This window comes from Chryseobacterium sp. OSA05B (assembly GCF_019970065.1).
Classification (GTDB): domain Bacteria; phylum Bacteroidota; class Bacteroidia; order Flavobacteriales; family Weeksellaceae; genus Chryseobacterium.
On the sequence record NZ_JAHXYH010000001.1, the window covers coordinates 737,717 to 751,485 of the forward strand.

13 protein-coding genes are annotated in these 13,769 nt (G+C 39.8%); 9 read left to right on the plus strand and 4 right to left on the minus strand.

Annotated features, from left to right (window positions below; all coding sequences use genetic code 11):
- Window positions 1-20: 20 nt before the first annotated feature.
- The 3 genes from LC419_RS03285 to LC419_RS03295 all read right to left on the minus strand — a co-directional run bounded on the left by LC419_RS03285 (window position 21) and on the right by LC419_RS03295 (window position 4,245).
- Entirely contained in the window at window positions 21-2,222 is a 2,202-nt protein-coding gene (locus tag LC419_RS03285; protein ID WP_223606001.1) for a thioredoxin-like domain-containing protein, read from the minus strand.
- A 7-nt stretch (window positions 2,223-2,229) separates the two neighbouring features.
- Window positions 2,230-3,132: an ABC transporter ATP-binding protein gene (locus tag LC419_RS03290; protein ID WP_223606002.1), complete on the minus strand. Its 903-nt coding sequence runs from the start codon at window positions 3,130-3,132 to the stop codon at window positions 2,230-2,232.
- 129 nt (window positions 3,133-3,261) lie between these two features.
- Window positions 3,262-4,245, minus strand: a complete 984-nt coding sequence (locus LC419_RS03295) for a gliding motility protein GldB (RefSeq protein ID WP_223606003.1) — start codon at window positions 4,243-4,245, stop codon at window positions 3,262-3,264.
- Between the two features lie 55 nt (window positions 4,246-4,300).
- On the opposite strand from LC419_RS03295, the gene LC419_RS03300 reads away from it, so the two are divergent.
- The 9 genes from LC419_RS03300 to LC419_RS03340 all read left to right on the plus strand — a co-directional run bounded on the left by LC419_RS03300 (window position 4,301) and on the right by LC419_RS03340 (window position 12,038).
- Window positions 4,301-4,939, plus strand: a complete 639-nt coding sequence (locus tag LC419_RS03300; protein WP_223606004.1) for a leucine-rich repeat domain-containing protein — start codon at window positions 4,301-4,303, stop codon at window positions 4,937-4,939.
- Window positions 4,940-4,948: 9 nt separating this feature from the next.
- Window positions 4,949-5,476: a GNAT family N-acetyltransferase gene (locus tag LC419_RS03305; RefSeq protein ID WP_223606005.1), complete on the plus strand. Its 528-nt coding sequence runs from the start codon at window positions 4,949-4,951 to the stop codon at window positions 5,474-5,476.
- Between the two features lie 264 nt (window positions 5,477-5,740).
- Window positions 5,741-6,535, plus strand: a complete 795-nt coding sequence (nadE, locus tag LC419_RS03310; RefSeq protein WP_223606006.1) for an NAD(+) synthase — start codon at window positions 5,741-5,743, stop codon at window positions 6,533-6,535.
- 54 nt (window positions 6,536-6,589) lie between these two features.
- The gene (locus tag LC419_RS03315) at window positions 6,590-7,105 is read left to right on the plus strand and encodes a ribonuclease domain-containing protein (protein WP_223606007.1); all 516 of its coding nucleotides are present in this window, start codon (window positions 6,590-6,592) and stop codon (window positions 7,103-7,105) included.
- A complete protein-coding gene (locus LC419_RS03320; RefSeq protein ID WP_223606008.1) occupies window positions 7,092-7,712 on the plus strand; it encodes an archaemetzincin in 621 nt (206 codons plus the stop codon). Before LC419_RS03315 ends, LC419_RS03320 begins: the two co-directional genes overlap by 14 nt.
- Window positions 7,709-8,041 carry a barstar family protein gene (locus LC419_RS03325; RefSeq protein ID WP_223606009.1) on the plus strand — a complete coding sequence of 111 codons (333 nt, stop codon included), beginning with the start codon at window positions 7,709-7,711 and terminating at the stop codon, window positions 8,039-8,041. Before LC419_RS03320 ends, LC419_RS03325 begins: the two co-directional genes overlap by 4 nt.
- A gap of 117 nt (window positions 8,042-8,158) precedes the next feature.
- Window positions 8,159-9,409 (plus strand): hypothetical protein, encoded by a 1,251-nt coding sequence (locus LC419_RS03330; RefSeq protein WP_223606010.1) that lies wholly within the window; start codon window positions 8,159-8,161, stop codon window positions 9,407-9,409.
- Between the two features lie 66 nt (window positions 9,410-9,475).
- Window positions 9,476-10,723: a hypothetical protein gene (locus LC419_RS03335; RefSeq protein ID WP_223606011.1), complete on the plus strand. Its 1,248-nt coding sequence runs from the start codon at window positions 9,476-9,478 to the stop codon at window positions 10,721-10,723.
- A gap of 67 nt (window positions 10,724-10,790) precedes the next feature.
- Window positions 10,791-12,038, plus strand: coding sequence for a hypothetical protein (locus LC419_RS03340; RefSeq protein ID WP_223606012.1), 1,248 nt, complete (start codon window positions 10,791-10,793; stop codon window positions 12,036-12,038).
- A 399-nt stretch (window positions 12,039-12,437) separates the two neighbouring features.
- Here LC419_RS03340 and LC419_RS03345 read toward each other — a convergent pair whose 3' ends face one another.
- A complete protein-coding gene (locus LC419_RS03345; protein WP_223606013.1) occupies window positions 12,438-13,754 on the minus strand; it encodes a T9SS type A sorting domain-containing protein in 1,317 nt (438 codons plus the stop codon).
- Window positions 13,755-13,769 lie beyond the last annotated feature (15 nt).

A 13,769-nucleotide genomic window follows, 5' to 3' on the forward strand; every position in this document is an offset into this window, starting at 1 on the left:
TCTAAAATTTTTCCGCAAAGTTAATACTTCTTAAGCTTATCTAAAATTTCTACGAAATTATCTTCATCAGGAAATGGTGTATTAAAATTAAAAATCTTTCCTTCCGGATCTATAATGATAAACCTTGGAATAGACTGTATCTTGTATTTATTCATAAACTGCTCTGTATTAGTCAGCCAGAACTGCGGAATATTGGATTTTTTGGTCTTCAGATAATTCTGCCATTTGGATTTATCCTGATCCAGACTTATAGAAATAAACTGAATATTGTCATAATATCGGTACTGATAACTTCTGGTTTCAAACACAGGACGGATCTGCTTACATGGACCGCACCAGGTTGCCCAGAAATCGATCACTACATATTTCCCCTTATATTTTGAAAGTTGATTCTTTTTATCCTGATCATTAAGCATCACAAGATCCGGAAATGCAGCCCCTTTCTGAGACCTGTTGATCTGGTCGATCTTTGAATATAGCATTTCTTTATAATCCTTATCGTTTACTTTTCCGATTTCAGCAGTAAAAAGTTGATTTCTTTTCAGAATGTCAGATTGCAGTTCAATGGCTTTTGCAAGATGTTTGGCCATCAGCTGATCTCTGGAAATTCCCTTAGGCATCTGATCGATTTTTACAAACAGAATGCTGTCAGGATTTGAAGCCTGGTCTTTATCTGAAAGCAATTGATCCAGTTTGTACTGAAGATAGTTGTCATTTTTACTTAAAAGAATTCCCGGTTTCTGAATATTTTCATTAAGTTCCTTCATAAAAGATGCCGGAGCTGCGAATTTCGGGTCGTTCCATGAGGTCATTTTTCTGTAATTATTGATCTCATTCAGGTATTCTATGGCCATCAGTTGTCTTCTGTATATTTTATACTCTTCTGAAACGGCATTATTTTCAGCATCGGCAAAAACATTTAAAACCCTTTTGTTCTCTTTCCAGTCAGATTCTGCCAGTTCATAGAACGTTTGTGGATCATTATTATAGTTTTGTTTCTCAAGAGCGTAACTGAATTCATCGCCAAAAGAGTTTTCCGTATTTCTATATACCTGATCGGCCTTCCGGTTAGATTTCACATAAGATACCATGTTCGCGCCATTAAGCTGAATCTCAAAATTAAACCAGTCACCACCGCCCATGAAGACAGGCAGTTTTTTATTCCCGACTTCCAGTACATATTCGTCCAGCGGAAGCACCTTCTTAGTCACCCAACTGAAGGTGTTGTCTTTAACTGCTGCCGCTCCGATCTTTTTGTGAAAGTCCTTCGAGTAAATCCGTACAGAATCGATTTTAAGATCCGTTTCCAGTTTTCCTTTGATCACAATGCCGCTTCCGTCACTTTGATATGGTTTCGGATTTTTAAACATATAAAGAAATCCTGCTGCTATGATCAGTGAAACTGCTGAAAATATAATCTGCTTCTTACTTTTAAGGAATGCATTCTTAAATCCTTTTTTGCTGTACCAAAAATAGCCTAGTGTAAGGAAAACAACCATCCAGAAAAGGCTCATATATTCTGAATAGGAGATAAAATGGTTCAGGTTTCTCACTTCCGGCGCCTTCCAGAAAGCGTATAATGAACTGTATGGATTAAAGAAATAAGACTGTTTCTGCACCACAGAAGTAATATTGGATGCCAGCCCAAGTATACCAATGAGAAATGACCAGATAAATCCCTGAAATACCACAGACACACAAAGCTGTAAAGCGGCAATTCCCAAAATGGTCATACAAACTCTTACAAAAGTCTGGATCATCCAAAAGGCATCGAAAGTCAATAGTTTAGCCGGATCCGGATGGATATAATAGTCTGCAAGTACTAAAACAATATTAAATCCAAAGTAGGAAATCACACAGATAAAACTTAGCAGCAGTAGAATAATATATTTGGAAAAATAAAGATCAAATCTGCTTACCGGCTGCGTCTCCATCAGTTGCCAGCCATTGTTTTTATGATCAGTTTGGGCTATCCGGTTGGCAGCAATAATCATAAACAGAAGCAGGATAAAAAGAATAAAAGATCGGATAGCATCTCCTCCTATCGCATCTTCAAAAATAGAATACGGAAGATCTCCTTCCTTTGCGATCTGAGATTTAAAAAAACCGGGAATAAAGCCTATCAAAGGAATCAAAGCTCCTAAAGCAATAGCAATATAAGTAAGTCCGAGACCTTTTGTTTTCAGCCATTCTACGTTGATGGCGGTCAGTAATTTTTTCATTTGTGTTTTAATTTTTAGTGATTTCCATGAACCAGTCTTCAAGACCTGCACTGTTTTTAATTTCAAAAATTTCAGCATCATTCATCACCAGCTTTTTAATGAGAACAGCAATATTCTCCTTCGATTCAGCGGTAATTTCAATGGTTGCCGAATCAATCATTTTCGGCGAATAGCTTTCAGGAATCCAGTCAATGAATTCGGAGGCATTGTTCAGACCGATCCTTATATGATCGTATCTGTACAGTTCATTCAAATCTTTGATGCTTCCGGTAAAACGGATTTCACCATGAGAAATAATCGCAAGATGCGTGATCATTTTTTCAATTTCCTGAAGAAGGTGGCTCGAAATAAATATGGTAACCCCTTCTTCCCTGTTAAGTTTGATCAAAAGTTCGCGTATTTCAAGCATTCCGTTCGGATCGAGACCGTTCACAGGCTCGTCAAGAATCAGCAGATCAGGTTTTCCCAGAAGGGTCATCGCTATGGAAAGGCGTTGTTTCATTCCCAGAGAATACCTTTTCATCTTCATATGTCTGCTTTCCCAGAGGTCTACAAGATGAAGCACTCTTTCACATTCAGATTCGGGCAGGTTTCTGAGTCTGGAAATAATAAGGAGATTTTCCCATCCGGAAAGATGGTCGTAGAAAGCTGCCGTATCGATAAGGCTTCCGATTTTATGAAACCCGTCAGGATAAAGCTCTGCCAAGCCTTGATCAAATATTCTGATGGCGCCCGATTCATCAGGAATACTGCCGATCAGCATTTTCATCGTCGTAGATTTGCCAGCACCGTTAGCTCCTAAAAATCCGAAAATACTTCCCTTTGGAACTGAAAGATTTATATTTTTAAGAACGGGTTTATGCCTGGAAAATTCAAAGTTTAAGTTTTGAATCTGAATTATATTTCCCATAAATGTGTATTTCTTTAGAGCAAAAATACAAATTAAATAGTAATATGCAATACAAAGTAGTATGTTTTTAAAAATTATTTCAAAAAAAAGCCTTCAAACTGATTTGAAGGCTGTTAATTATAGGAATACTTAAGGCTTTTTAGGTTTATACACCGCTTCATTAAAGATTTTGGTGGCATCAAGTTTTATGAATTCTTGAAGTTTAGTTTCCGGTTTTTGCTTGAAATAAGCTTTACAGATCTGCCATCCGGTAAAAATTCCAATCATAGGCGAAGACTCATTATCAATTTCCGTATAAAACTTTGAGAAAGGTCCGGGAGAAATGAAACGCTCTACCAGTCTTGGATCATCTCCGAAGATCAGATTACTTTCCACAAAATAATTCCAAATGTTCGATTCATTCGCTACAGCCCAATCGTATTGTTTTTTGGTGTAATTCATTTTCAGATAATCCGGTGTATCAGGAAGAAAAGCATCCTGCAACATCATGATTTTTCCGTTCAGAATAACTTTGTCAATGAATTTCTGATGATCAGGAGATTCTGTCACAATACTTTCAGCGAAAATCTGTGAAACTTTCGGAATGATATTCTGCGGGTTCATGGACTTCTGAAAATACAGCTCAAGTCCTTTGTAATTGGCATTGCCATCACCCATAAACCCTGTTAAATCAATAAACAGAAGATTTCCTTTTGAATCATAAAAAATAGGATCCTGAACCATCTGCAATGCCGAAGAAAACAGGTAAACTTTAGGATTTTTGAACTGCGGAAAATAATATTTCATATGAGCAAACAGATCCTGAAGCTCCTTCTGAAGTTTTGCTTCATCTATTTTTCCGGCAGCTTCTTTATAAATCTTAATTTCTTCTGCATCGGCTCTTCTTTTCCCGAAATCGGCATCAGAAACCGTTCCCTGGAACCATGGAAATTGGGCTTTAAACTGATCCAGAGGAATATTCTGATCATAAAACTCTTTGGAAATATCAGTTACTTCAACTTTTTCTGTGGTATTTTTCACTTCTACTTTCCATATGTTTTCAGGTTCTTTTTTACAGGAATCCAAAGCCAGAACTAAAATGGAAGAAAGGGCAATAATTTTAAAAATCTTCATTATTTTTACATGAAATTTAAGGACACAAAAATAAGGATTAAAAACACAACCGTTGATGAAAATTAAAATATTTGCAAGCCTTTGCCTGTTTATTTCAGGATTTTCTGTTTTCTATGCCCAAAAACTTAATTTTAAAGATCAAAACTTTGAAAAGGCAGCACTGGAAAATTTTGATCTTAATAAAAACGGTTCACTGGAACAGCTAGAAGCAGACATGGTTACCAATCTGTTTTTGGTTCAAAAGGGAATACGGTCAGCTGACGACATCAAGCTTTTTCCCAATGCTAAAATGATCATGTTGGATGATAATACCATTTCCGGTATTTCGATTACAGGTCTCCCAAATCTTGAGCTGTTTTCCTGCACGGGATGCAAGATGTCTTCTTTTAAGGGAGAAAGGCTTAAAAGCTTAGCTTCACTGTATCTTGACAATAACCTTCTGGAGAATATTTCGTTGAAGGAAACACCAAGAATTGATCAATTAACATTATCTTTAAATCAATTAAAAACCATCGATATCACTACGTTCAAAAATTTAAGAAAGCTGAACGTCGAACACAATAAGATCCAAAAGCTTGATATCTCCGGAAATCCAGCTCTTCAGACCCTGAATGTAGGCGGAAATAAAATGAAGGAAACGGATATTAAGATGGGAACGAAGACTGACGTGACGATTTTCGGAACTGAGCCCTAAAATATGAGCATGAAAATAGAAACAAAAAGACTTATCCTACGAAAGATTGAAGAAACAGATGTTGAAAGAATGTTTCTGCTGGATTCCAACCCGGAAGTCATGAAATACATCGGTGTTCCGGTACTTACCCATGTAGATGAAGCAAAAAATGTGATCAAAATGATCCGCGATCAGTATACTGAAAACGGCACCGGAAGGCTTGCCGTTATCGAAAAAGAAAGTGGTCTGCTGATCGGCTGGAGCGGTTTAAAACTGCTGACACAGCCAGTCAACGGCTATAAAGACGTTCTGGAGCTGGGCTACCGCTTCATTCCTGAATTCTGGGGAAAAGGTTATGCATTAGAAGCAGCTGAAGCGGCTCTTTATCTCGGATTTAGGGAGATGAATGCAGAGATCATCTACGCCTGCGCCCATTCTGAGAATAACGGATCCAATCATATACTAAGAAAATTAGGCTTTGAAAAAACTGGCGAATTTGGGGAATCGGACGGTATTTGTAACTGGTACGAACTCCAACGCAATAAATATGTCCCATAATAAGGTCTGATCGGGCAAGAAAATTATTATCCTAAGTTTGGTTACGAAAAAACCAGTAATTTTGAGATCTCATTTCCGTTTGAAATTCCATAGGTGAATGGTATGGCCGTTGAACTGATGAAGGACGGATTGAAAAATGTAAAGGGTGTTCTAAAATACCCCGAAGAATTTGGACTATTTTAAGAATTCTATCAACATGAAGAAGGTAAGAAGATTGCTTTCGGGTTGAAAAACAATAAATGTAAACACACTAAAAAATAAACAATGCAGACTCAAAAAGTAACAGATCATATTGTACAGTGGTTAAAGGATTATGCTGTAAAAGCTAACGTAAAAGGATATGTCATCGGTGTTTCCGGAGGTGTAGATTCCGGTGTGGTTTCTACTCTTGCTGCCATGACAGGCTTAAAAACCCTTCTGATTGAAATGCCGATACGCCAGAAACCGGATCAGATCGACCGTGCCTGGGAGCATATGAATGATCTGAAATCCAGGTTTCCTAATGTGGAAGCGATGTCCGTGAACCTTACCCCGGCTTTTGAAGAACTTTATAAAGCATTTGATGTAAAAGATGATCTGTATCCTAATGAAAAGCTGGCTTTTGCTAATACCAGATCGCGTCTGAGAATGCTTACCCTATATTATTACGGACAGATCAACGGTCTTTTGGTATGTGGAACCGGAAATAAAGTAGAGGATTTCGGCATTGGATTTTATACAAAATACGGTGATGGCGGTGTAGATGTCTCTCCAATTGCAGACCTTTACAAAACAGAAGTATATACGCTTGCAAGAGCCTTGAATCTGGTTAAAAATATTCAGGAAGCCATTCCTACGGACGGACTTTGGGATGTGGACAGAACAGATGAGCAGCAAATCGGAGCCACCTATCCTGAACTGGAAAAAATTCAGAAGGAATATGGAACCAAAACAGCCGATGATTATGAAGGCCGTGACAAAGAAGTCTTTTTAATTTTCGATAGAATGCACAAAGCAGCTCAGCATAAAATCAATCCTATCCCGGTTTGCGATATTCCTGAGGAATGGAGAGAAAGCTAATTCTGAGTGATGAATTATGAGTTATGAGTTACTAATGATAAGTTATAAGTTGATATGAACGGTAAAATAAGATCGGTGTTTTTTATTTGTCTGGGGCTTCTCTTCGGGATGTCTGTGATGTATATCTACAATAATTTTATTGCAGACAAAAAAGGAAATACAGAGATCACAAAAACAGAGGCTTCCGCCAACGGAAACATTTCTACTGATTCTCAAAGCTCCGGTGTAAATTCTTCGTCCCAGTCCATTGACCAGCTGACGGAGGAAAAAACAGTCATTAATTATGTAAAGCAGAACCACAGACTTCCTGATTATTACATCACTAAAAATGAGGCGAGAAAGTTCGGCTGGAATCCTTCAAAAGGTAATCTCTGTGATGTACTGCCGGGAAAAGCTATTGGCGGTGATTATTTCAGCAACCGTGAGAAAAAACTTCCCCAAGGTGAAAAATATTTTGAAGCAGATGTGAACTACAGCTGTGGAAACCGGAATGCAGACCGCATTATCTTTACAGGAAACGGTGATGTTTATCTGACTAAGAACCATTATAAAAGTTTTGAAAAGCAATAGTCTTTATGGCCTGCTGGCAATAGCATTTATGGGATTTTCATGCTCGGAAAAACAACTGCAACAGCCTGCGAAAAGCAGTAAGCCGATGACCATACTGATTCAGCCTTTCAAAGATTTCAATGCTGAAAATGTCACGAAAACAGCCGAAGAAATCAGGAAAATCTACCCCAATATAAAAATCCTTGAGGCTATTGATTTTCCGGAAAATGCTTATTACAAAGCAAGAAACCGTTACCGAGCGGATTCTATCATTAAATTTCTGGACAGCCGGACAAAAGACGGTTTTGTTACCATTGGACTGACCACAAAAGATATCAGCGTCACCAAAGGAAAGATAAAAGACTACGGAATCATGGGACTGGGCTACAGACCCGGAAAAGCCTGCGTAGCTTCAAAATTCAGGCTGAACAAAAAGAATGCGGATGAGCAGTTCTTTAAAATAGCTATCCACGAGCTGGGACATACTCAGGGACTGAAACACTGCCCTGAAAAAATATGCTTTATGAGGGATGCAGAAGGCGGAAATCCTACCGATGAAGAAACAGATTTCTGCCAGAAATGCAAAACCTTTTTAATCAGTAAAAACTGGAAATTTAATTCTATATGAAGACAATATATATCGATTTTACAGACATAGGCGACTATGAAGATTTTTATGCTCAATTAAAGGAAAAGTTAACTCTTCCTGAATATTTCGGGGACAATCTGGATGCACTGTCTGACGTTATTACCGGCGAACTGGAAATGCCGCTTGACCTTGAATTCGTTAATATGACGGTAGACCAGCTGGAAATCTTTGAAGATCTGCTGACCACTCTGGAAGATGCGGAGGATGACATGGAAGATTTCAGTTTCACTTATTATCTGGAACAATACGAAGATGATGAGAATGAGAATGAGGATCAGGATCAGGACGGGAAGAAAGAAGAAATATAATCATAGTCTCAACTGAAATAGTTTAACTAAATATTATCCTCTTTTCTAGTGTTTTTTCAAAATAAAAGATTAATATTTGCAGTATATCAATCATTAATCTCCTTGTAACATCAAACTATGAAAAGAGTACAATTTTCTATGATATTCTTATTGGTGAACTCTTTGTTCATCAATGCGCAAGTAGGCTTAAACAATCCATCTCCCGCTTCCACACTGGACATCAGTGCAAAGAATGCCACCGGAGCTTCTGCTAACACAGATGGATTGTTGGTACCTCGTGTAGACAGGCAAAGAGCCCAAAGTATGTCTGCCGTTCCCATATCAACACTGATTTATGTAAACAGTATCGCTACAGGAACACTAGCGGGTACAGCAGCTAATATTGATTCTGTGGGGTATTATTATTTTAATGGAACCATCTGGACAAAACTGGTTACTCCTCTGAATATCTATAGTTCGGATGGAACCTTAAACGGCCCGCGAACTGTAACGACCAACGGAAATGTTTTAAGATTTGTAAATGGGGCCAATAACATAAGAATATTTACCTCTGCAACCGAAGGGTTACTTTCGGCTAACGGCTCTTCAAGAGGATTTCTAAATCTGGTCGGAGGCTCTTCAAACCTTGATTATTATATAGAAACCAATGGTATTGCCCAGTTCAATTCTTCCGGAAATTCGACTAAGCTCAGTGTGGGTTCCACCAATGCAACTCCTCTTAGCTTAAAAACAAACGGCGTCGAAAGACTTACGGTTTTAAGTGGAGGAAATGTTGGCGTCGGAACTTCAGCACCCAATACAAAACTTGAAATATCTTCGGGTACAGCCAATGTTTCAGGAACAAGACTTACCAATCTCAATTCGGCATCTCCTATCAGTACAGGGCAAACCTTAGGCGTAGACAATCTTGGAAATGTGATAACAGTTGCCAACCCTACTGCTGCCAGTGTGACAACCGCGTCAGTTAACAGTACCACAGGAGCCACTTTCAACGTGAATGATACGACGGTTACCCTGATACCGGGAACCTCACAGCCTATCACCATTCCCACAGGCGGAAAAGCATTATTCATCAATTTTATGCTCGGAATTGATTACGGAAACAGTCCTGCCGGAAGTGGTGCATCGTATTATGAAGCAAGATTATACATAGACGGCGTTGCTACAGATTGTTATATGCGTACTCAGGAATATGGTCCGGGTGGATTCAGTGCCCAGTTCAGCTTTAATACGGTGAAATTTCTTGCGGCCGGAAACCATACAATAGATGTAAGAATGACAAGAACCTTTAATAACGGAGTGGCTTCAGGAGTTAATATGCTTTGTATCCCGATTTCCATGTCATTTAATGCTACTTATTTGAATTAATTTAAATAACAACAGCACAGACAGTTCTTACTGTATAAAATGAATTTTCATCTTAAAAAATTTCCCATGAAAAGAATACAACTTTCTATCATACTCTCTATTTTCGGTTCCTCACTCATCTTTGCGCAAATGGGCACCAATACCACTACCCCGCTTGCCACATTAGACATTACCGCTAAAAATACTACAGGTACTTCCACCAATGTAGATGGGATTTTGGTACCCAGAGTAGACAGACAAAGAGCCCAGAGCATGAGCAGTGTTCCGGTTTCCACCATGATCTATGTGAACAGCATTGCTACAGGAACCCAGGCCGGCACCGCTGCCAATATAGATGCAGTGGGATATTACTATTACAACGGAACTTCCTGGATCAAACTAAATCCTCTTAACAATATCTACACCTCAGACGGTACTTTAAGCGGAATGAGAACGGTAACCACCAATGGAAATACTGTAAATTTTGTCAACGGAACCAGCAGCGTAGGAATCACCACCACAGCAACAGAAGGAAGATTTTCCGCCAATGGCCCCACAAGAGGTACCCTAACTTTATCCTCCGGGACCAATATAGTGGATACCTATGTGGACAATGCTAATGCAGCCCAGATCAATACTTCGGGAACTTCCACAAAATTAAGTATCGGAACAACCAATGCAACCCCTCTTGCCCTTAAAACAAACAGTACAGACAAGCTGACTCTTCTGAGTAGCGGAAATGTAGGTGTCGGAACTACAGCCCCCTCCTCAGCATTTGAACTAGCCTCAGGAACGGCAAATACATCGGGATTAAGAATGACTAATCTTACTTCTTCCTCTCCCATAAGTACTGGTCAGGCACTCGGTGTAGATGCCGGGGGGAATCTGGTGACCGTTGCCAATCCCAGCCCCACGAATGTAAGCACTTCTTCGGTAAACAGTACGGTTGCATCCAACTTTAATGTCACTGATCTGGCTGCAACCATTGTATCCGGGACATCGCAGACGATAGCTGTGCCAACGGGTGGAAAAGCTTTATTTATCAATTTCATGCTTGGGGTAGATTACGTTAATAATCCTGCAGGTAGCGGAACAGCCTATTACGAAGCCAGATTATACATAGACGGAGTGGCCACAGACTGCTATATGAGGACTCAGGAAGTAGGGATAAGTACCAATGCGTCTTTCACCATCAGTACGATTAAGTTTCTTGCTGCAGGAAATCATACGATTGATGTCAGAATGCAGAGAACATTCAATAATGGTACGACTTCAGGAGCTACTATGATCTGTGCTCCCATATCGATGTCGTTTAATGCCTCTTATTTAAATTAAGCTTAAGCACAATAAGGTAGAGCAGTGTAAGCATTGCAAAAATTAATCATTATCTTAAACTTACGTCATGAAAAGATTTCAACTTTCAATTATATTTTTATTAACAGGCATTTCACTTGCCATGGCACAGACGGGAATTAATAATAACACTCCTTTGTCTACGCTGGATATCACGGCAAAGAATGCAACCGGAACCACCACCAATGTAGACGGCCTGCTGATCCCAAAAGTAGACAGACAAAGAGCGCAAAGTATGACCGCAGTTCCCACTTCAACATTGATCTATGTAAACAGCATCGCAACGGGAACATTAGCCGGAACGGCTGCCAATATAGATGCCACAGGATATTATTATTTTAACGGAACTGTCTGGACCAAAATAGATGCCTCTGTGAATATATATAACTCAGACGGATCATTGCCGGGTCAAAGAACAGTAACAACCAATGGAAGCCCTTTACTTTTTGTAAACGGAAATACTACTGTTGGAATCGTTACAAGTTCAGGTTTAGGAACAGTCGCTACAACCGCATCCACAAGAGGATCTGTCACCTTAACCGGAGGAACGGCTAACCTTGATATTTACACCGATGATGCCAGTCAGACACAGATCAATTCATATGGAAGTTCAACCAAATTAAGCATAGGAACTACTAATGCCGGCTCTCTTGCCTTAAAAGCCAACGGAGCAGAAAAAATTACCATCCTGAGTAACGGAAATGTCGGAATAGGCACTGCCACTCCCAATACAAAACTTGAAATAGCTTCCGGTACCGCCAATGTTTCGGGAGTAAAATTCACTAATCTTACTTCTGCTTCACCTATTGGAACAGGACAGTCTATAGGTGTGGATGCATCGGGAAATATCATCACGGTAGCCAATCCTACTCCTGCCAGTATTAACACATCCACGGTGAACAGTACTACCGGTGCCGATTATAATGTCAATGATCTGGGTGCTACTATCGTGACAGGAACCTCTCAATCTGTTACAATTCCAGCAGGCGGTAAAGCACTGTTTATTAATTTCATGCTTGGAATCGATTATGTAGGAAGTCCCGCCGGAGGTGGACAGGCCACTTATGAAGCAAGACTTTACATTGATGGAGTCGCAACAGACTGTTATCTTCGTATCCAGGAAGCTTCAGCCGGAGCTAATACGCAATTTACCATCAATACCGTAAAATTTCTTACCGCAGGAAATCATACTTTGGATGTAAGGATGACCAGAGCAGTGAATAACGGAACAACCTCCGGCGTTGACATGCCCTGCAGACCTATTTCTATGTCTTTCAATGCTTCTTATATCAACTAAGACTGAGTTGGAGAGTTTTCTTGTTTGAGGGTTTCGGGTTGAGAGCTTCGGGAAGTTATGAGTTATGGGTTATAAATTATGAGTTTTGTGATACGGGTTTGAGAGTTGAGTGTTACAAGGTGGTTTTGATTGCCAGTTACTGGTTCGTTAGTTGCTGGTTAGCAGTAATTAAACTAATGAGCTATTGTCTGAAATCTGATGTCTGAAATCTAGCATCTTGATTCTTGGCTCTTGACTCTTGATTCTCCAACCTACCATTGACTTTTTGACAACCTCAACCTTAATATCTCATGTCTAGTGTCTGAAATCTCACATCTAATCACATCATACACAAAACCCGCAGAAAATTCCTGCAGGTTCTTTTTGGTCAAGCCTTTTTAAGTACGTCTAATTTTTACTTTACTGTTTGATCAATTTAAAACTCTGTGAAGTCTCCCCTTTCACGAAAATCTGCAGAATATAATTTCCTTTTGACAAAGAAGAAACATCTATTCTGCTTTCCACAGCATTGTCTGTTTTTACTTTTTGGCCGACCATATTGTATATTTCCACTTTCTCAATCTTTGAGATTCCTTTGAAATAAAGAACATCTTTTACAGGATTTGGATAAATGGACAGGTTATTGTTCCGTTTTGTACTTTCATCAGTAGAAAGCTGTATTTTAGAAAGATCGAGATAAAAGGCAACGATCTGACTGGACGCATTGGTTCCTATGCCAGCAATTCTTTTTCCATCTCCGGAAATGGCAAGAGGAAGTGACATATTTACACCCTGGGTATTGATTCCCATACTGACTGCATAATCATTCAGGTTTACACGACCACCTGCGGCAGTCCATATAAAGCCTTCTCCGGACATTGGAGGCGCTGCGAAAGGTCTGAAAAATCCGACTACTTTTTTACCGTCGGCAGAGATTCCGGTTGCTCCTCCTCTGAAGAAGGCTGAGGAATTTGGATGGGTTATGTATGTAAGGCCGCTTACGCTGTTCCATACGTATGGATTGGGCATAGCAGATCCTATAATTGTCGTTCCGTCGGCAGAAACATCTCCTGCTTCGCCTACATATTCTCCGTTACTGTCTGTGATAAAACTTTCTACTCCATTGACCCATTTGGCACCGCTTCTGGTCCCGTTATCCTGATCCTGCCATCCCACAATTACGGATCCGTCGGAATTGATGGCATTCGCTCTTGAACTTCTGTTGGGTACAATACTTCCAAGATCTGTCACTCCGGTGGCAGCATTCCATTTTACAGCATGTGCGCTTCCTGCGGTGATCCATCCCAGTCCTACAATCGTATTTCCGTCTGAAGTCATTCCCCAAGTAGAACTTACATGTCCATCCCAGCCTGTAGGAACCAAACCTCCGTGATTGCTCCAAGAGGTTGAAGCCGTATCGTAAGTGGATATCTCATTAAATCCTGTTCCTGCATTGGTGGTGGAAGAGGCTATTTTAGTACCATCTCCGGTGATCAGTGTTCTTCCTGCTGCAGGATATCCGTTGGAGATTGAACCGATCTGTACCAGACCGTTGATCTCATCCCATTTAAAAATCTGCCCGCCACTGGTGTGCATGCTTACAATTCCACCATCAGAAATACCGCCTACGGTATAATTTCCAACCGCCATCACAGTGAGCTGGGCATCAGCCGATGCAAACCCAAACAGAAAGCAAGCATATAAAGCTTTCATTGAAATTTTGTAAATCTTTTTCATAATTACTTAAGTTTA